Source organism: Nonomuraea sp. NPDC050310 (assembly GCF_040655795.1).
Taxonomy (GTDB): Bacteria; Actinomycetota; Actinomycetes; order Streptosporangiales; family Streptosporangiaceae; genus Nonomuraea.
This window is the reverse complement of sequence record NZ_JBFAKP010000001.1, coordinates 1,138,873-1,158,040: the sequence shown is the minus strand read 5'-3', so window position 1 is coordinate 1,158,040 and position 19,168 is coordinate 1,138,873. Positions and strand designations below refer to the sequence as shown.

Annotated in this window: 16 protein-coding genes; 7 read left to right on the top strand and 9 right to left on the bottom strand. The window is 73.0% G+C overall.

Annotation, left to right across the window (positions count from 1 at the left end; all coding sequences use genetic code 11):
* Genes AB0I67_RS05475 through AB0I67_RS05465 form a run of 3 tightly spaced genes read right to left on the bottom strand, consistent with a single transcriptional unit; the run spans position 1 to position 3,190 of the window.
* On the bottom strand, positions 1-1,320 hold the full coding sequence (locus tag AB0I67_RS05475; protein WP_357917972.1) for a formimidoylglutamate deiminase: 1,320 nt from the start codon (positions 1,318-1,320) through the stop codon (positions 1-3).
* Positions 1,317-2,489, bottom strand: coding sequence for an allantoate amidohydrolase (locus AB0I67_RS05470; protein ID WP_357917969.1), 1,173 nt, complete (start codon positions 2,487-2,489; stop codon positions 1,317-1,319). Before AB0I67_RS05470 ends, AB0I67_RS05475 begins: the two co-directional genes overlap by 4 nt.
* 26 nt (positions 2,490-2,515) lie before the next feature.
* Positions 2,516-3,190, bottom strand: coding sequence for an SDR family oxidoreductase (locus AB0I67_RS05465; protein WP_357917966.1), 675 nt, complete (start codon positions 3,188-3,190; stop codon positions 2,516-2,518).
* 54 nt (positions 3,191-3,244) lie between these two features.
* Here AB0I67_RS05465 and AB0I67_RS05460 point away from each other — a divergent pair, with 54 nt between their 5' ends.
* Genes AB0I67_RS05460 through AB0I67_RS05450 form a run of 3 tightly spaced genes read left to right on the top strand, consistent with a single transcriptional unit; the run spans position 3,245 to position 5,494 of the window.
* Complete coding sequence (locus tag AB0I67_RS05460) at positions 3,245-3,775, top strand: PadR family transcriptional regulator (RefSeq protein WP_357917964.1); 531 nt, start codon at positions 3,245-3,247, stop codon at positions 3,773-3,775.
* A gap of 22 nt (positions 3,776-3,797) precedes the next feature.
* Entirely contained in the window at positions 3,798-4,751 is a 954-nt protein-coding gene (locus AB0I67_RS05455) for an ATP-binding cassette domain-containing protein (protein ID WP_357917961.1), read from the top strand.
* Positions 4,748-5,494, top strand: coding sequence for an ABC transporter permease (locus AB0I67_RS05450; RefSeq protein WP_357917958.1), 747 nt, complete (start codon positions 4,748-4,750; stop codon positions 5,492-5,494). The genes AB0I67_RS05455 and AB0I67_RS05450 overlap by 4 nt, the downstream gene beginning before the upstream one ends.
* A gap of 97 nt (positions 5,495-5,591) precedes the next feature.
* Here the strand turns inward: AB0I67_RS05450 and AB0I67_RS05445 are convergent, their stop codons facing one another.
* From AB0I67_RS05445 to AB0I67_RS05420, 6 genes are all read right to left on the bottom strand, one after another.
* Positions 5,592-6,698 (bottom strand): MurR/RpiR family transcriptional regulator, encoded by a 1,107-nt coding sequence (locus AB0I67_RS05445; RefSeq protein WP_357917955.1) that lies wholly within the window; start codon positions 6,696-6,698, stop codon positions 5,592-5,594.
* A gap of 602 nt (positions 6,699-7,300) precedes the next feature.
* Entirely contained in the window at positions 7,301-8,950 is a 1,650-nt protein-coding gene (gene hutU, locus AB0I67_RS05440; protein ID WP_357917952.1) for a urocanate hydratase, read from the bottom strand.
* A 56-nt stretch (positions 8,951-9,006) separates the two neighbouring features.
* A complete protein-coding gene (locus AB0I67_RS05435; protein WP_357917949.1) occupies positions 9,007-9,618 on the bottom strand; it encodes a TIGR04500 family putative peptide maturation system protein in 612 nt (203 codons plus the stop codon).
* Complete coding sequence (locus AB0I67_RS05430) at positions 9,618-10,550, bottom strand: MvdC/MvdD family ATP grasp protein (RefSeq protein ID WP_357917946.1); 933 nt, start codon at positions 10,548-10,550, stop codon at positions 9,618-9,620. The genes AB0I67_RS05435 and AB0I67_RS05430 overlap by 1 nt, the downstream gene beginning before the upstream one ends.
* A 10-nt stretch (positions 10,551-10,560) precedes the next feature.
* The gene (locus AB0I67_RS05425) at positions 10,561-10,704 is read right to left on the bottom strand and encodes a hypothetical protein (RefSeq protein WP_357917943.1); all 144 of its coding nucleotides are present in this window, start codon (positions 10,702-10,704) and stop codon (positions 10,561-10,563) included.
* Between the two features lie 40 nt (positions 10,705-10,744).
* Positions 10,745-12,502, bottom strand: coding sequence for an ABC transporter ATP-binding protein (locus AB0I67_RS05420; RefSeq protein WP_357917940.1), 1,758 nt, complete (start codon positions 12,500-12,502; stop codon positions 10,745-10,747).
* 201 nt (positions 12,503-12,703) lie between these two features.
* On the opposite strand from AB0I67_RS05420, the gene AB0I67_RS05415 reads away from it, so the two are divergent.
* The 4 genes from AB0I67_RS05415 to katG all read left to right on the top strand — a co-directional run bounded on the left by AB0I67_RS05415 (position 12,704) and on the right by katG (position 19,157).
* Complete coding sequence (locus tag AB0I67_RS05415) at positions 12,704-14,080, top strand: DUF4331 domain-containing protein (RefSeq protein ID WP_357917937.1); 1,377 nt, start codon at positions 12,704-12,706, stop codon at positions 14,078-14,080.
* 74 nt (positions 14,081-14,154) lie between these two features.
* Entirely contained in the window at positions 14,155-15,381 is a 1,227-nt protein-coding gene (locus tag AB0I67_RS05410) for a tetratricopeptide repeat protein (protein WP_357917935.1), read from the top strand.
* Complete coding sequence (locus AB0I67_RS05405) at positions 15,378-16,814, top strand: High-affinity nickel-transporter (RefSeq protein ID WP_357917932.1); 1,437 nt, start codon at positions 15,378-15,380, stop codon at positions 16,812-16,814. The genes AB0I67_RS05410 and AB0I67_RS05405 overlap by 4 nt, the downstream gene beginning before the upstream one ends.
* 99 nt (positions 16,815-16,913) lie before the next feature.
* Positions 16,914-19,157, top strand: coding sequence for a catalase/peroxidase HPI (gene katG / locus AB0I67_RS05400; RefSeq protein ID WP_357917929.1), 2,244 nt, complete (start codon positions 16,914-16,916; stop codon positions 19,155-19,157).
* Positions 19,158-19,168 lie beyond the last annotated feature (11 nt).

The following is a 19,168-nucleotide window of genomic DNA, read 5'->3' as shown; positions in this document are numbered from 1 at the left end:
TCATCTCAGGGCGGCGATCGAGTCGGTCAGCAGGGTGCCCACCTCGCCCAGCACGTGCCGCCCGTCGGTGACGATGCGCCGCCCGGACGAGACCACCGAGTGCACGTCCGCCGCACCCGCCGCGAAGACCGCCGCCTCGGCCCCGGTGGCGCCTGCCGTACGGACCGAATCGAGCCGGACCGACACCAGGTCGGCCCACGCGCCCGCGACCAGCAGCCCGGCGTCGGGAAAGCCCAGCGAGGCGTGCCCGGCCGAGGTGGCGGCGGCCAGCAGGTCGGCGGCCGGCCAGTGGCCGCGCCGCTCGGTGGCCAGCCGCTCGTTCAGCTCGACCGCCCTGGCCTCCTCGAACAGGTCGATGACCGCGTGGCTGTCGGAGCCGAGCGTGATCGGCGACCCGTGCTCGAACAGCGTGCGCGCGGGCCCGATCCCGTCGGCGAGGTCGCGCTCGGTCGTGGGACACATGCACACGTACGTGCGCGACTGCCCCAGGAGCTGCACGTCCACCTCGGTCAGGTGCGTCGCGTGCACCGCAGTGGACCGGGGGCCGAGCGCGCCGTGCTCGTGCAGGAGCTGCACCGGCGTGGCCGCGTACCGCTCGACGCAGGCGTCGTTCTCGGCCCGCTGCTCGGAGACGTGCATGTGCAGCGGCGCGGCATGGTGATGGGAGAACTCGGCGACGGTCGGCATCTGCTCCGGCGGCACCGCGCGCACCGAGTGGATCGCCGCCCCGGCCACCACCCCGGAACGCCCGCGCAGCGCGGAGGCCAGCCCCTCGGCCCGCACCGCCCACCGCTCGGCGTTCCCGTCGCCGAAACGCACCTGCGCCCCGGCCAGCGCGGTGCCCACCCCGCCGGTCAAGTAGCAGGTGTCGAGCAACGTGATGCGCACCCCGGCGGCGCGCGCCGCCTCGACCAGCGCGAGCCCCATCTCGTTGGGCTCGTCGTACGGCACGCCGCCCGGCCCGTGGTGCAGGTAGTGGAACTCGCCCACGCAGGTGACCCCGGCCAGCGCCATCTCGGCGTAGACGGCCGTGGCCAGCCGCAGGTAGGACTCGGGGTCGAGCTTGGCGGCGACCTCGTACATCTGGTCGCGCCAGGTCCAGAAGTCGCCCTTGCCGCGCTGCGTCGCGCCGCGCAGGGCCCGGTGGAAGGCGTGGGAGTGCGCGTTGGCCAGGCCGGGCAGGGTCAGCCCGGCCAGCCGGGTGGCGGTCCCGGGCTCGCCCTGGGTCACCCGCGCGATCCGCTCGCCGTCCACCTCGACCAGCACGCTGCGGGTCAGGCCTTCGGGCAGCCAGGCGTACTCGCACCAGTAGGTCGTCATCGGCACAGCTCCTCGAGCACGTTCGCCAGCGCGCGCACCCCGGCCGCGCAGTCGTCGGCCTCGGCGTGTTCGGCCGGAGAGTGACTGATACCCGTCGGGTTGCGGACGAAAAGCATCGCGCTCGGCACGCCCGCCCCGGCGAGGATGCCCGCGTCGTGCCCGGCCCCGGTCGCCAGCACCGGCACCGCCCCGCTCCCCGGGGTCTGCGCCGCGGCTTCGGCGATGCGGTCGCGCAGCAGCGGCTCGAACTCGACGATCGGCGTCCACGACTCCTCCCGCACGTCGGCCCCCTCGGCCAGCTCAGCCACCAGCGCGCGCACCGCCTCCTCGCCGGCCCCGCGCGCGTCGAGCCAGGCCGAGACCAGGCCGGGCACGGCGTTGGCGTTGTTGGGCGAGACCCGCACCTTGCCGAAGGTGGCGACGATCCCGTGCCGCACCGCGGCTTCCCGGGCGGCCAGCACCTTGGCCGCGTAGGCCAGCATCGGGTCGTCCCGGTCTTCGAGCCGGGTGGTGCCCGCGTGGTTGGCCTGGCCGTGGAAGTCGAAACGCCAGCGCCCGTGCGGCCAGATCGCGCTGGCCACTCCGACCGGCGCGTCGAGGTCGACGAGGCCGCGCCCCTGCTCGACGTGGAGCTCGACGTAGGAACCGACGTGGGCGAGGGTGGCCGGGTCGGCGCCCAGCCCCTCGGGCGTGCGGCCCCGCCGCCGCAGCACCTCGGCGAGCGACTCCCCCGCGTCGTCGGTGAGCGCGAGCGCGCGGGCGGGGTCGAGCACGCCGGTCAGCAGCCGCGACCCCAGGCACGGCACGCCGAACCGGGCGCCCTCCTCGTCGGTGAAGCAGGCCACGCCGAGCGGCGCCGACGGCTCGAAGCCGCGCTCGCGCAGCACGTCGAGGGCGGCGAAGGCCGAGACCACGCCCAGCGGGCCGTCGAACGCGCCGCCCTGCCGTACCGAGTCGAGGTGGCTGCCGGTGACCACGCCAGGGCGGCGGGACGGGTCGCCCCACCAGGCCCAGAGGTTGCCGTTGCGGTCTTCGCGCACGTCGAGGCCGCGGCGGCGGGCCTCGCCCCAGAACCACTCCCGCAGCTCCATGTCCGCCGCGGACCAGGAGTCCCGGAGGTAGCCGCCGGTCGCCGGGTCACGTCCGATGTGCGCCAGGTCTTCGAGCATGAGGACACTCTAGTGAATGAACCCATTCACTCGCGAGGCCGGATCGTGAGCTCGGTGAGATGAGCGTCGGGCCCGGCGGTGACCGCGGCGACGATCGCCCGGGCGACGGTGTCCGGGTCGAGGTACTTCTCCGGCTCGAACGCGCCGCCCTCCATCTCGCGCACGCCGCGCTGCATGTCGGTGGCGATGCGGCCGGGGTAGACGGTGGTGACGCGCAGCTCCGGCTCCTCCAGGCGGAGGCCGTCGGCGAAGGCCCGCAGGGCGAACTTGCTGGCCGCGTAGGACACCCAGCCGGGGTTGGCGCGCTGGCCTGCGCCGGAGTTGACGCAGACCACGTGCCCGCGCGCGGCGCGCAGGGCGGGCAGCAGGAGCCGGGTGAGCTCGGCGACGGCGACCACGTTGATCTCCATCGTGCGCCGCCAGACCTCGGCCGGGGTCTCCGCCATCGGGCCGAGCGTCACTACGCCCGCGCTGTGCACGAGCAGGTCGAGGCGGTCGATGCCGGCCACGTCGGCCGGGGTGATCCCGGTCAGCTCGACGGGCCAGGGCCGGGCGTCCGGCAGGTCGGCGGCCAGGCGGTCGAGCAAGGTGCGGTCGCGGCCCCCGAGGATCAGCCGGTGCGTCGGCGCGAGCGCCCGGGCCAGCGCCTCCCCCACACCCCGCGAAGCCCCCGTGACCAGCGCGATCGGTCGTTCAGTCATGGCAGGAGCCTAATTCGCTTGACGTGTGCTCAAATTTGAATACAAACTTGAGCCATGGTTTCGACCCGCGTCCTGATCCTCGGCACTCTTCTCGACGGCCCGCGCAACGGGTACCAGGTGCGCCAGCAACTGGAGATCATGGGCGCGGACAGCTGGGCCAACGTGGCCTACGGCTCGATCTACCACGGGCTGGGCAAGATGGCCGACGAGGGCCTGCTCGACATCGTCGAAAGCGGACGGGGCGGAAAAACGGTCTATCAGCTCAACGAGACCGGACGCTACGAATTTTTCCGGCTGCTGATGGCCATCTGGTACGAGCTCAAGCCGATCGTGGACCCGTTCCAGGTGGCGCTGACCTTCATGGACCGCCTGGACCGGCCGAGCCTGCTCGACGGGCTGCGCGGCCGGATCGAGCAGCTCACGCTGGGCATCACGTCCATCGAACGCGCCATCGGCACCAAGCAGAGGTACGGCGCCCCCCGCCACGTGGACGAGAACCTGATTCTCACCAAGGGAATGCTCGAAGCGCAGCTGGCCTGGTGCCGGCAGGCGTTGCAGAAGGTCGAGAACGGCGAGCTCCCCTGACCCCCCTGAGGAGAAACTCCGCATGATCATCAGCGCACACGACCTGCGCAAGACATTCACCACCAGATCCCGTAAAGGCACCCAGACCGTCGAAGCGGTCAAGGGCGTCAGCCTGGAGATCGCCCCCGGCGAGATCTTCGGCGTGCTCGGCCCCAACGGCGCCGGGAAGACCACCACGATCCGCATGCTGTCCACGCTGATCACCCCCGACGCCGGCCGCGCCACCATCACCGGCCACGACCTGCTCAAGGAACCGGCGAAGATCCGCCGCAACCTCGGCTACGTCAGCCAGGCCGGCGGCGTCGACGACCAGACCTCGCCCCGCGTGCAGATCCTCTTCGCCGCCCGCCTGCACGGCGTGCCGGACGCGGTGGCGGCCACCGACCGGGTGCTCAAGCAGTTCGAGCTCACCGAGTTCGCCGACCGGCCCGGCCGTACCCTCTCCGGAGGCCAGCAGCGCCGCGTCGCCATCGCCCTGGGGCTGGTGCACAGCCCGCCCCTGCTCTTCCTCGACGAGCCCACCACCGGGCTCGACCCGCAGAACCGCGCCAACCTCTGGGACCGCATCGGCGAACTCCGCGAACAGGGCACCACCGTCCTGCTGAGCACCCACTACCTCGACGAGGCGGACGCCCTCTGCGACCGGCTGGCGATCGTCGACCACGGCGTCATCGTCGCCGAGGGCACCCCTGCCGGGCTCAAGCGCGAGGTCTCCGGCGACGTCATCACCCTGCGCGTCGACGACCTGGAGCAGGCCGCCGAGACGTTGCGGCCGATGACGAAGGAGGTCAGGGTCGACGACGACCTGCTCAGACTGTACGTGGACGACGGCGAGCACACCCTGCCCGCCCTCCTGCGCACCCTGGAGGAGCGCAACGTGCAGCTCAAGTCCATCTCGCTCGACCGGGCCACCCTCGACGACGTCTTCCTGGCCAAGACCGGCCGGTCCCTTCGCGACACCGGAGCCGCCGCATGATCCGCGACACCACGCTCTTCCTGCGCTACGAGGTGGCCAAGACCTTCCGCAACCCGGTCTGGCTGCTGCTGGGCATCATGCAGCCGGTGCTCTACCTGCTCATGTTCGCCCCGCTCACCTCCGGGCTGTACGGCGGGTCGTCCGAGGAGGCGCTGCGCGCCTTCACCCCGGCCGCGCTGATGATGATCGCCGTCTTCGGCTCGCTGTTCACCGGCTTCGGCCTCATCGCCGAACTCCGCAACGGCTCCCTGGAACGGCTCGCCGTCAGCCCCGCCTGGCGGCCCGCCATCGTCCTCGGGCGGGTCTTCCGCGACATGCTCACCCTGGTCACCCAGGCGATCATCGTCTTCATCGTCGCCGCGCTCATGGGGCTGCGGATCGGGGTCCTGGAACTGCTGCTCATGCTGCTGCTCATGGCCGCCACCGGCCTGTTCGCCTCCAGCCTCTCCCAGGGCCTGGCGTTGGCGGTGCGGGACGAGCAGGGCATGTCGTCCATCATCCAGACCTTCATGCTGCCGGTGATGTTGCTGGCGGGGCTCTTCCTGGACATCTCCTTCGCGCCCGACTGGATGCAGGCCGTCGCTCCCGTCAACCCGCTCTACCACGCCGTTGAGGCTGGGCGGGCGTTGTTCCGGGGGGAGGTGGGGTCCGTGGAGGTGCCGCTCGCGTTCGGCCTCTTCATCGTCCTGGCCGCCCTCACGACCACCTGGTCCGTCCGCTCCTTGCGCCGCCTGGCGGGCTGACCGTCCCCTCACATCTGACCTGCCGACGCCCCCTTCCCCTTACCCAGTCCCCGTCGTACGGCGAGGCCCGGGTAGGGGGTTACAGGGGTTATCGGGGTTACGGGGGTTCGCCGGGGAGGAAGATGCCGGCCTCGTCCGCGGCCCGTTCGTAGTCCTCCAGCCGGGCCTGGGTGCGCAGGGGTGCGGCGTCGGCCATGGCCTCCACCAGGGCCATGGCCATGGCCAAAGGCGCCGAGTGCGAGTCGAACACCAGCCGGTCGCCCACCGGCGCGTCCAGGGTCACCTCGGCGGGCAGACCTGGCCGGTCGGTGACCACGATGCGGCGCAAGCCCAGTTTCTCCGCGTACTGCAGGGCCTGGATCGACTCGGCCGGGTAGCGCGGGAGCACGAAGGCCAGGACCACCCGTGCGCCGGCCCGCTGGACGTTGCGCAGGCCGTCGAGGAGATGGGAGCCGCCGCTGGTGAACAGCCGCACGTCCGGGTGGATGAGGCCGGCGTAGTAGCCGAACGTGGTCGCCAGCCCGGCCGAGACCCTCAGCCCGAAGACGGGCAACGGCTCGGCTGCGGCGAGGGTCTCGCCGAGTTCGGCCAGGGGGAGGGTGGCCAGGCGGTCGCGCATGTGGTGGAGGTTTCGGATCTCGCTCTCGAGAGCCCCTTCCAGCAGGCTGCCCGACACCGAGCCCCGCCCCGTTCCAGCGCCCCACACTCCACCCGCCGCCGCCCCACTTCCGGCCGTACCGGGGAGTCCGGGGACGTTGGGCGCGCCGGCCGATGGAGGGAACTCGGGAGCCCCTGGTTCCCCGGCCGCTCCGAGGTGGCCGGCGGGACCGGGACGGCCCGCGCCGGGTCCTGGGTGACTGGTGGACCCACGGTTGCCGAGTGATCCGGGGTGATCAGCGGCGGTGGGGGCGAGCCCTTGGGGGCTGGGTGCGGTGGTGTCTGGGCGGTAGCCAGGGGACGACGCGCCGCGGGGGTCGACGCCGACCACCAAGGGTCGGAGGGCCTGCCTGAGCTCGGGGTAGCCCGCGAAGCCCAGGGCCATGGCGAAGCGGGTGACCGACGGCTGGCTCACTCCGGCTCGTTCGGCCAGTTCCACGCTGGACAGGAAGATCGCCTCGGCGAGGTGCTCCGACAGGTAGAGCGCGATCCTTCGCTGGACGGGGGACAACCTTCGCCCGGCCAGCAGTTCCTCCAGGCCCTCCATCACCACACCCCCACCCGAACGGCTGAGCACAGCGTCACGAACGACCCAAGTCTCCCAGCCCTCTCACCACGAACCCGCACCCACCCCGTCACCCCGCGCTCCGAGACCGGCGGCTGAGACCTCAGGGCTTGCGCCCCAGGTGACCCCAGCCGCAGGCCCCGCGACCCGGGGGTCTGGGCGCTGCGGGCCAGGGATCCGGGCGCGGCGGCCAGGAACCGAGGCCCTGGAGCCCCGGACCCCTGAAGGACAGGAGAGTTGGGCCGGGGAGCCCCGGACCCCCGAAGCACGGGAGAGCCAGGCCGGGAGCCCAGAGTCCTGTAGACGAAGCCCGGAGTCCCGTAGACGGAGCCCGGCGTCTCGTAGACGGAGCCCGGCGTCTCGTAGACGGAGCCCGGGCAGCCCGGAGGTCCGTAGACGGAGGCCGCAGCCCGCGAGCGCGGAGGTCCGTAGACGGAGGCCGCAGCCCGCGAGCGCGGAGGGCTGAGGACGGAGACCGCAGCCAAGAGCCTGGAGGTCCGAAGGCCGCGCCGACCGAGCCCCCGACCGGGGAGAGCGCCGGGGGCCGAAGGTGGAGGTCGGGGCTCGGGGTCAGGCAGGGGGCGTCACGACTCGCGCATGGGGATGCGGACGCCGCGGTCGGCGGCGACCTGGGCGGCTTCGGGGTAGCCGGCGTCGACGTGGCGCATGACGCCGGTGCCGGGGTCGTTGGTGAGGACGCGGCTCACCTTCTCCCGCGCCAGAGCGGTGCCGTCGGCGACGGTGACCTGGCCGGAGTGGATGGAGCGCCCGATGCCCACGCCACCACCGTGGTGGATGGAGACCCAGGCCGCCCCGGAGGCGGTGTTGAGCATGGCGTTGAGCAGCGGCCAGTCGGCGATGGCGTCGGAGCCGTCGGCCATGCCCTCGGTCTCCCGGTACGGCGAGGCGACACTGCCGCAGTCGAGGTGGTCACGCCCGATGACGACGGGCGCCTGGAGCTCCCCGGAGGCGACCATGTCGTTGAACCGCTCCCCCGCGAGGTGCCGCTCGCCGTACCCCAGCCAGCAGATCCGGGCGGGCAGCCCCTGGAAGTGCACCCGCTCCCCGGCCATGCGGATCCATCGGGCCAGCGGCTCGTTGTCCGGGAAGAGCTCCAGGACGGCGCGGTCGGTGGCGGCGATGTCGGCCGGGTCGCCGGAGAGCGCGGCCCAGCGGAACGGCCCCTTGCCCTCGCAGAACAGCGGCCGGATGTAGGCGGGCACGAAGCCGGGGAAGGCGAAGGCGCGCGAGTAGCCCGCGAGCTGGGCCTCGCCGCGGATGGAGTTGCCGTAGTCGAAGACCTCGGCGCCGGCGTCCTGGAAGCCGACCATGGCCTCGACGTGGCGGGCCATGGACTCGCGGGCGCGCTGGGTGAAGCCGGCCGGGTCCTTCTCGCGCTCGGCGGCCATGTCGTCGAAGGCGACGCCGAGCGGGAGGTACATCAGCGGGTCGTGCGCGGAGGTCTGGTCGGTGACGATGTCGATCTCGGCGCCCTTGGCCAGCAGCTCGGGGAGCGCCTCGGCGGCGTTGGCGACGACGCCGATGGACAGCGGCCGGCGCTGGTCGCGGGCCTCGTAGGCGAGCTGGAGCGCCTCGTCGAGGGAGGCGGCCTCGACGTCGAGGTAGCGGTGCTCGATGCGGCGCTTGACACTGCGCGGGTCGCAGTCGATGCAGATGGCGACGCCGCCGTTCATGGTGACGGCCAGCGGCTGGGCGCCGCCCATGCCGCCGAGGCCGGCGGTGAGGGTGATGGTGCCGGCCAGGGAGCCGCCGAAGCGCTTGGCGGCGACGGCGGCGAAGGTCTCGTAGGTGCCCTGGAGGATGCCCTGGGTGCCGATGTAGATCCAGGAGCCGGCGGTCATCTGGCCGTACATGGTGAGGCCGGCGGCCTCCAGGCGGCGGAACTCCTCCCAGTTGGCCCAGTCGGGCACCAGGTTGGAGTTGGCGATGAGGACGCGCGGCGCCCATTCGTGGGTGCGGAAGACGCCGACGGGGCGGCCGGACTGCACGAGGAGGGTCTCGTCGCCGTCGAGCGTGGTGAGGGTGCGGACCAGCGCGTCGTAGGACGGCCAGTCGCGCGCGGCCTTGCCGGAGCCGCCGTAGACGACGAGTTGTTCGGGATGTTCCGCGACCTCGGGGTCGAGGTTGTTCTGCAGCATGCGCAGGGCGGCCTCCTGCGGCCAGCCCTTGGCGGTCAGCGTGGTGCCTCGCGGCGCGCGAACAGTACGGGACATGGCGACCCCTTCGGTGAATGAACCTATTCACCGGCAGCGTACAACGAAGGACCCCGTTACCAGAACCACTCGACCTTCGCCGTCGCGCGCCGTTCGGCGAGCCAGGCGCTCAGCCCGCCGGGCAGCCGGGCGTCGAGCCTGGCGGCGCGGGCGTGCCGGGCGGCGAGCTCGGTCAGCGCGCTCTCGTCCAGGCCCTGTCCGGCCAGCCACTGCCGGGTGGCCGCCACGGTGAGCAGGCCCTTGGTCCGCCGGAAGGCCTCGACCGCCCGCTCCAGTTCGGCCTCGTCGAGCTCGACCGGCTCGGTGTCGAGCTCCTGCTGGATCAGGCAGGTGTTCACCAGCCGCTCGGCGATGCGCCGGTCGGCCCAGAGGTCTTCGAGGTCGAGGACGACCTCCTGGATCGTGCGCTCGACCCCGTTGACGCGCAGCAGGATCGGCCGGGTCGGCGGGCGGAGCCCGCGCAGCGGCCAAGGCAGCTCGCGGTCGGGGCAGTGGGAGAGCGTGACGGTCGAGCCGTCGGGGCAGGTGATGAGCAGGTCGTGGTGGACCGAGCCGTCGTGCTCCTCTTGCTGGCGCACCACGCGGAAGCGGTGGCCGGGGTGGCGGGCGCGCAGCTCGTCGAGCCCGTCCAGACCGGCCTTGAGCACCTCCAGCGCCTCGTCGAGCATCAGGGTTCCTCCAGCAGCAGGTCGCAGAGGGCCTCGCTGATGGGCAGGCCGGTGCGCCGCTCCACCCACAGGTACTGGCCGTTGGGGTTGATCTCCAGAAAGACGTGCCGGCCGTCCGGGGTGACGATCAGGTCGATGGCGCCGTAGGCCAGGCCGAGCGCGCGGGTCAGCACCAGGCAGGAGCGTTCCACCGCGGCGGGCAGCCGGACCGGCCGGTATGGCGTGCGGCCGAGCCGGTCGTCGCGCGAGTCGTGCGCGGTGAGGTGGTTGGCCTGGGAGTCGATCTCGGCGGCGAACACCCGCTCCCCCACCACGGTCACCCGCAGCTCCACCCTCTTGTCCACGTACTCCTGGACGATCACCGGGCAGTACCGCAGCGCCCCCGCGTACCCGACCTCGGACGGCGCGACCGGCCTGGTCAGCCGCCCGCGGGCGGGCAGGTGCACGGGCTTGGTGATGACCTTGCCGTGGAAGCGGTCGTAGAAGCCGAGGAACTCCTCGGGGTCGTTGGTGATCAGCGTGGCGGGGATCTCCAGCCCGGCGCGGGCCGCCGCCGGGAGCTGGTGCTGCTTGCGCGCGGCGTGGTCGATCACGCGCCGGCCGCCGGGCACCGTCCGGGGGCCCGGGTCGTCCCAGCTCGTGCCGACGAAGGCGCGCAGCTCGTCGCGCACGTACGCGCGCACCGAGGGGTCGGCGAAGTCGTGCGGGACCGGCTCGCCGGGCCGGCGCAGCCAGATCGAGCGCACCTCGCGCAGGTCGAGCCCGTCGAGCCGGCGGGCCGCCGCGCCGTCCCGCTCGAAGGCGACGGCCATGCGGGACGAGCGCGGGAAGGAGGCGGGGTCGTGCCGGACGACCTCCGCCCCCCGCTTTCTGAGCAGCGGGACGACGTGCGAGGCGTGCTCGTCGTCGTCCCGCGTCAGAACCAGGATCATGCCGCCGGCCTCAGCTGCACCACGGCTCGTAGTCGCTGTAGTAGTCGGTGACCGTCTCGCCGCTCGGCCAGTAGCTCACCTTGAACATGCCACCGCTGACCTGCGCGAGCAGGTTCTCGTCCAGTTCCGGCCCGAGGCCGTCGAGGTTCTTCATGCCTCCAGGCTGGCCGGGCGGGCTTGCAACGCTCTTGGATCTAGGTTGTGAGGAACTGCGTGGCGGCGAGCTCCCGGTAGAGGTCGTCCTCGCCCACCAGTTCGGCGTGGGTGCCGACGGCCCGCACCCGGCCCGCCTCCATCACCACGATGCGGTCGGCGTTGGTGACGGTGGACAGCCGGTGCGCGATGACCAACACGGTCGTCTCGGCGGCGACCTCCGCGATGACCTCGCGCAGCCGCAGCTCGTTGACCGCGTCGAGCTGCGAGGTGGCCTCGTCCAGCAGGAGCAGGCGGGGCTTGCGCAGCAGCGCGCGGGCGATGGCGACGCGCTGGCGTTCGCCGCCGGACAGCAGCACGCCCCGGTGGCCGACCGCGGTCTCCAGCCCGTCCGGCAGCCTGGAGACCAGGTCGTCGAGCCGGGTCCGGCGCACCGCGCGCAGCAGTTCCTCCTCGGTGGCCTCGGAGGCGGCGAACAGCAGGTTCTCCCGCAGCGTCCCGGCCAGCACGGGCGCGTCCTGCTCGACGTAGCCGAGGGCGGCGCGCAGGTCGCCGAGCGGCCAGTCGCGGATGTCGCGCCCGCCGACGGTGATCGTGCCGGACTGGTGCTCGTAGAAGCGCTCCAGCAGGGCGAAGACGGTGGACTTGCCCGCGCCGGAGGGGCCGACCAGCGCGGTCAGGCCGCCGGGCGGCACGTCGAAGGTGACGCCGTGGTGCACCGGCTGCCGGTCCTCGCCGTAGCGGAAGTGCACCTCGTCGAAGGACAGGCCGACCGGCTCCGCCGTACCGGAGCGGGACGGGACGCCGGCGTTCTCGGCGGGCAGGTCCTGGATCTCCTTCATGCGGTGCAGGGCGGCCAGGCCGTTCTGCACCAGGATGGCGCCCTGCACGAGCTGGCCGATCGGCATGACCAGGAAGAACAGGTAGAGGAAGAAGGCGATCAGCTCGGCGACCTCCAGCGCGCCGGAGGCCACGCGGGCGCCGCCGATGGCGAAGACGGCCACGAAGGCGATCTGGAAGGCGACCCAGGTCGAGACGCCGGCCAGGGACGCCCAGACCGCCACCTGGACGCCGCGGTCGCGGGCCCGTCCGGCGGCCTCGCCGACGATGGCGATCTCGCGTTCCTCGACGCCGCTGGCCTTGACCGTGCGGTAGGCCTGGAGCGTGCGGTCGAGCACCGCGCCCATCTCGCCGACCGCTTCCTGCGCCTTGAACTGGGCCTTCTGGATGCGCGGCATCAGCAGCCCGACCATGCCGCCGACGACGACCAGCACGAGCAACGTGACGAGGAAGAGCACGCCGTCCTTGAGCGCCATCAGCACGATCGCGCCGACCAGCATGAAGGCGGCGCCGATCGACTCGATGAGGCCGTTGGTGAGCACCGTGCGCAGCAGCGTGGTGTCGCCGGTCACGCGCGAGAGCAGGTCTCCCGGCTTGAGCCGGTCGACGTCGGCCACCTTGAGCCGCATCATGCGGCCGACCAGGGTGCGGCGGGCGTCGTAGACGATGCCTTCGCCGGTGCGCTCCATCAGATAGGTGCCGAACGCCATGACGGCGGCTCCGGCGATGACCGCCAGGGTCAGCCAGACCAGCAGGCCGCCGATGGAGGCTCCGGAGCCGAAGGCGTTGACGATGTACTCGGCCACCTGGGGGATGGCCAGCGCGGCGCCCGATCCGACGACGGACAGGACACCGCCCAGGATGAGCACCTTGCGGTGCGGGCGGATGTACGCGAGCAGCTCGCGCAGGGGGGCTTTCTCCCCGGGGTCGACCGTGCCTTCGGGGCGATCCTGACTCATGTCTGCTCCAACGTGCGAAAGTGCGGGAAATACACCGGTCAACTTAAATTGACGACCTAAGTATGTCAACTTTGGTTGACCCTCCTACCGGAGAAGTACTTCCGCCGTAGGCACATCCGCCCGCGCTCCGGCGCCGAATAGGGCCACGAGGACCCCGGCCGGACCTCGCCCCAACCGACCCGACCCAGAAGGACGGACATCATGGAGCTCCGGATCAACCGGCGCGCCGTTGCCGGGCTGGGCGTCGCGGTGGCGTTGACCGCCTCCTCGCTCGCCGCGCTCCGCATCGAGCCCGGCACGGCCTCCTCCCACCGCGAGGCCCCGGCCATCGCCGGCGACCCGCGCAACGACAACACCGACGTCTACGCGTTCGTCAGCCCCGACAAGCCGGACACCGTCACCCTGCTGGCCAACTGGATCCCCTTCGAGGAACCCAACGGCGGCCCGAACTTCTACACCTTCGACACCAACTCGCGCTACAACATCAAGATCGACAACGACGGCGACGCCAAGCCGGACATCACCTACCAGTGGACCTTCAGGAACGAGGACCGCCGCGGCAACGCGACCTTCCTCTACAACCAGGGCCCGGTCACCTCGCTCGACGACCCCGACCTGCTCTTCCGCCAGCGCTACACGCTCAAGCGCCTCACCCGCGGCGGCAGCCGTACCCTCGTGGCCGACGGGATCGTCGCGCCGAGCAACGCCGGCCCGGCCTCGATGCCCGACTACGGCCTGCTCCGCCGGCAGTCGATCCGGCCCGTCCCGGGCGGCCAGACCTTCGCCGGGCAGTCGGACGAGGCCTTCTTCCTCGACCTGCGCGTCTTCGACCTGCTCTACGGCGGCGACCTCTCGGAGGTCGGCCAGGACACCACCAAGGGCTACAACGTGCACACCCTGGGCCTGCAGGTGCCCGCCGCCGACCTGGCCCTGAAGGGGAACGTCCGGCGCAACCCCGTGATCGGCGTGTGGTCCACCACCGACAAGTGGAGCCCGCGCGGCTACGTCCAGGTCTCGCGCCTGGGCCAGCCGCTGGTCAACGAGGTCGTGGTGCCGGCCGGGCTCAAGGACGCCTTCAACGCGCTGCCGCCGGAGAAGGACGCGGGCATCCCCGCCGTCGTCAAGCGCGTCACCGAGCCGGAGCTGCCCAAGCTGCTGGAAGCGCTCTACGGCGTCAAGGCCCCGACCACCCCGCGCAAGGACCTGGTCGAGATCTTCCTGACCGGCATCGCCAAGGGCAACGGGCCGATCATGGCCGACCTGAACTCGCAGACGCTCAACAAGGACGCCGGCAAGCTGCGTCCCGCCGAGATGTTGCGGCTCAACATGGCCATCCCGCCCGCCAGGAACCCCAACCGGCTCGGCGTGCTCGCCGGCGACCTCCAGGGCTTCCCGAACGGCCGGCGCCTGTCCGACGACGTGCTGGACATCGCGCTGCAGGCCATGGCCGGCGCGGCGACGACCGGCAGGCTCGTCCCCGCGCTGACCGACAAGGTGGACGCGAACGACAAGCCCTTCGGCTCGGCGTTCCCCTACATCCCGCTGCCCGGCAACACCTCGGTGAACCAGCAGCGCTAGGACCGGGCGGGCCGCGGCTCCCGATTCCCCCGCGGCCCGCCCTCCCCCGCCGATCTCCCATCGAGGTAGCCGACATGCGACTCCTGATCGTGGGCGGGAGCGTGGTCGTGGGCGGCGCGCTGGTGTTCACCGCCGCCTCCGCTCTCGCCCCGCCGCCGTCGAACCCGCGGCCCGCCGCCGCCGAGCCCGCGGCCCGGCCGGAAACACTCCAAGAGCGGCTCAAACGCCTGCCCGAGGACCACCGCTCGTGGGCGCGGCTCGGCGTGCAGTACGTCGAGCAGGCCCGCCTCACCGGCGACCCCTCCTTCTACCCCCGGGCCGAGCGCGCCCTGGCCACCGCCGCCGCGCTCGCCCCGGCCGACGACACCGTGCTGAGCGGCCGCGCGGCGCTGGCCGCCGCCCGGCACGACTTCCCGGCGGCGGCACGGCTGGCGCTCCAGGCCGTCCGGGCCAACCCGTACGGCGCCGCCGCCTTCGGCGTCCTGGCCGACGCGCGCACCCAGCTCGGCGACCTCGACGGCGCCCACGAGGCGACCGAGCGGATGATGGCGCTGCGCCCCGGCGTCGCCGCCTTCACCCGCGCCTCCTACGCCGCCGAGCTCCGCGGCGACCTCACCGGAGCGCGCCGGTTCCTCGAACACGCCCTGGCCGACGCGACCGCACCCGCCGACCTGGCCTACTGCCGCACCTACCTGGGCGAGCTGGCCCTGCGCTCCGGCGACCTGGCGGGCGCGCGCGGCTGGTACGGCCAGGCCCTGGCGGCCTCGCCCGGCTTCGTGCCGGCGCTGGCCGGGCAGGCTCGCGCGCACGCGCTGGCCGGCGAGCTCCCCGCCGCCCTGGCGCTCTACGACCGGATCACCGCCCGGCTCCCGCTCCCGCAGTACCTGGTCGAGCAGGGCGAGGTGCGGATCAAGGCCGGGCTCGCGCCCGACTGGGCGCTCCTGCGCGCCCAGCAGCGGCTGGCCGCCGAGGCCGGGGTGCTCGACGACCTGACCGCCGCCGAGTTCGAGGCCGACCACGGCGACCCGGAGCTCGCGGTGCGGCACGCGCGCGCCGAGTACGGGCGCAACCCGAACGTGGTGGCCGCCGACGCCCTCGCGTGGGCGCTGCACCGGGCCGGTCGCTCGCGCGAGGGCCTGCCGTACGCGCGGAAGGCGACGGCCGTCGGCTGGCGCAACGCGTTGCTCCACCACCACCGCGCCGAGATCGAGCGGGCGCTGGGCCGGCCCGCGCGCTCGCGCGCCCTGGAGTTCAACCCCCGGTTCGACCCCGCCCTGCCCGCCCTCGCGAGGTTCTCATGAGACGCCTGCTCCTGCTCCCGCTCGCCGCCGGGCTCGTGCTCGGCGGCGGGGCCGCCCCGGCCTCGGCGCACCCGCTGGGCAACTTCACCGTCAACCACTACACCGGGCTGCGGGTGCTGGCCGACCGGGTCGAGGCCACCGCCGTCGTGGACAGCGCCGAGCTGCCCACCCTCCAGGCCCGCCCCACGGCCGGGCCGGCCGGGGCGCAGTGCGCCGCGCTGGCCGCCGCCCGGCGCCTGGTCGTGGACGGCGTGCCCGTGACCTGGCGGATGGCCTCGGCCGCCTTCGCCTACGCCCCCGGGCAGGGCGGCCTGGAGACCAGCCGGTTGGCCTGCGGCCTGGTCGCGCCGGTGCGCGCGGAACGGACCGTCGAGCTCACCGACGCCTTCGACGGGCAGCGCATCGGCTGGCGGGAGATCACCGTCCAGGGCGAGCGGGTACGGCAGGCGTCCGTCCCCGCGCGCAGCGTCAGCGACGAGCTGCGGGCCTACCCCGAGGACCTGCTGGCCGACCCGCTCGACCAGCGCACCGCGACCGTCCGCCTGGAGGGGGCGGCCCGACCCGCCGCCGCGCCGGGCCCGGCCGCCGGGAGCGGGTCGCCGGTGGAGGCCGTGCTCGGGTTCGTGGAGCGCACCTTCACCGGGCTGGTCGGCGCCGACCGGCTCACCGTGCCGCTCGGGGCGCTGGCCGTGGCGCTGGCCGCGGTGCTGGGGGCCGGGCACGCGCTGATCCCGGGGCACGGGAAGACCGTCATGGCCGCCTACCTGGCCGGACGGCGTGGGCGGCCACGGGACGCGCTGGTGGTCGGGGCGACGGTCACCGCCACGCACACGGCCGGGGTGCTGGTCGTGGGGCTGGCGCTCAGCCTGTTCGGCGCGCTGACCGGGGAGTCGGTGCTGGGCTGGCTGGGGGTGGCCAGCGGGGCGCTGATCGCGGTGATCGGGATCCGGCTGCTCCACACCGCCCGGCGCCGCCCGCCCCACACCCACCACGGCCACGGCCACGGCCACGGGCATGGCCATGGGCACGGGCATGGACACGGGCATGGACACGGGCATGGACACGGGCATGGACACGGGCATGGACACGGGAACGCGGAAGGCGGGTCCTCGCGGGCGGGGCTGGTCGGGCTGGGGGTGGCGGGCGGCCTGGTGCCGAGCCCGAGCGCCCTGGTGGTCCTGCTGGGCGCGATCGCGCTGGGCCGGACCTGGTTCGGCGTCGCCCTCGTGACCGCCTACGGGCTGGGCATGGCCGCCACGCTGACCGCCACCGGCCTGCTGCTCGTGAAGCTGGCCGGCCGCCTCGAAGGCCGGGCGCGGGCCGGGCACCGGCTGGCCGTCCGGCTGTCCGGCCTGGCCCCGGCCGGGACGGCGGCCATGGTCGTCCTGCTCGGCGCGGGGCTGGCCGTACGGTCCGCCGCGGGGGTGCTGTGACGAGCCCGCTTAACTTGGACGACTCATTATCTTGAACTATTCGTGTTTATGCCGATAAGTTGTCCGGGCACAGCGAAGTGCACGTCCGGAAGGATTTCCATGTCTGACCAGCACCACGACCCGCTCGTCACGGAAGACGCGCAGCCCAAGGGCCAGAGCTCGGGCGGCTGCCCGGTCGCGCACACCCGCGCCGCGCACCCCACCCAGGGCGGCGGCAACCGTCAGTGGTGGCCGGAGCGGCTGAACCTGAAGATCCTCGCCAAGAACCCCGCGGTGGCCAACCCCCTGGGCGAGGAGTTCGACTACGCCGAGGCCTTCAAGAGCCTCGACCTGGCCGCCGTGAAGCGGGACATCGCCGAGCTGCTGACCACCTCCCAGGACTGGTGGCCGGCCGACTTCGGTCACTACGGCCCGCTCATGGTCCGGATGGCGTGGCACAGCGCGGGCACCTACCGCATCAGCGACGGCCGCGGCGGCGCGGGCGCCGGGCAGCAGCGCTTCGCCCCGCTCAACAGCTGGCCGGACAACGGGAACCTGGACAAGGCCCGCCGCCTGCTGTGGCCGATCAAGAAGAAGTACGGCCAGAGCATCTCGTGGGCCGACCTGATGATCCTCACCGGCAACGTCGCCCTGGAGAGCATGGGGCTGAAGACCTTCGGCTTCGCCGGCGGCCGGGCCGACGTGTGGGAGGCCGACGACGACGTCTACTGGGGCCCGGAGACCACCTGGCTCGGCGACGAGCGCTACACCGGCGACCGCGAGCTGGAGACCCCGCTCGCCGCGGTGCAGATGGGCCTGATCTACGTCAACCCCGAGGGGCCCAACGGCAACCCCGACCCGCTGGCCGCCGCCCGCGACATCCGCGAGACCTTCCGCCGGATGGCGATGAACGACGAGGAGACCGCCGCGCTGATCGTCGGCGGCCACGCCTTCGGCAAGACGCACGGCGCGGGCCCGGCGGACAACGTCGGCGCCGACCCCGAGGCCGCGCCGATCGAGGCGCAGGGCCTGGGCTGGGCCAACACCTACGGCACCGGCAAGGGCGGCGACACCATCACCAGCGGGCTGGAGGGCATCTTCACCGACACGCCCACCCGCTGGGACAACCGCTTCCTGGAGATCCTCTACGGCTACGAGTGGGAGCTGTTCAAGAGCCCCGCGGGCGCCCACCAGTGGCGGCCGAAGGACGGCGCCGCCTCCGACCTGGTGCCGGACGCCCACGACCCGAACAAGCGCACCCACCCGACGATGCTCACCACCGACCTGTCGATGCGCGTCGACCCGGTCTACGAGCAGATCACCCGCCGCTGGCTGGAGCACCCCGAGGAGCTGACCGACGCCTTCGCCCGCGCCTGGTTCAAGCTGACCCACCGCGACATGGGCCCGGTCGTGCGCTACCTCGGCCCGGAGGTCCCGGCCGAGGTGCTCATCTGGCAGGACCCGCTGCCCGCGCTCGACCACGAGCTGGTCGACGCCGCCGACGTGGCGGCGCTCAAGGCGCGGGTGCTCGCCTCCGGCCTGGCCGTCACCGAGCTCGTCGCCACCGCGTGGGCCTCGGCCGCCTCCTTCCGCGGCAGCGACAAGCGCGGCGGCGCCAACGGCGCGCGCATCCGCCTGGAGCCGCAGAACGGCTGGGAGGTCAACGACCCCGACCGGCTCGCGACCGTGCTGCGCACGCTGGAGGGCGTCCAGGAGTCCTTCAACGCCGCCCAGAGCGGCGGCAAGCGGATCTCGCTGGCCGACCTGATCGTGCTGGCCGGTGCGGCGGGCGTGGAGAAGGCCGCCGCGGACGCCGGCTTCACGGTCGAGGTGCCGTTCACGCCGGGCCGCGTGGACGCCACGCTGGAGCAGACCGACGTGGAGTCGTTCGCCGCGCTGGAGCCGGCCGCCGACGGCTTCCGCAACTACCTCGGCAAGGGCAACCGCCTGCCGGCGGAGTACCTGCTGGTCGACCGCGCCAACCTGCTCACCCTCAGCGCGCCCGAGATGACCGTGCTGGTCGGCGGCCTGCGGGTGCTGGGCGCGACCGCCGGGCGGACGAAGCTGGGCGTGCTGACCGAGACCCCGGGCCGGCTGACCAACGACTTCTTCGTCAACCTGCTCGACCTGGGCACGACCTGGCACTCGGTCGGCGGCGACGCCGAGACCTTCGAGGCCCGTGACACCGCCACCGGCGAGGTCAGGTGGACCGGCACCCGGGCCGACCTGGTGTTCGGCGCCAACTCCGAGCTGCGGGCGCTGGCGGAGGTCTACGCCGCCGACGACGCCGGGGAGAAGTTCGTGCGCGACTTCGTCGCCGCGTGGGACAAGGTCATGAACCTCGACCGGTTCGACCTGGCCTGATCCCCGCCGAC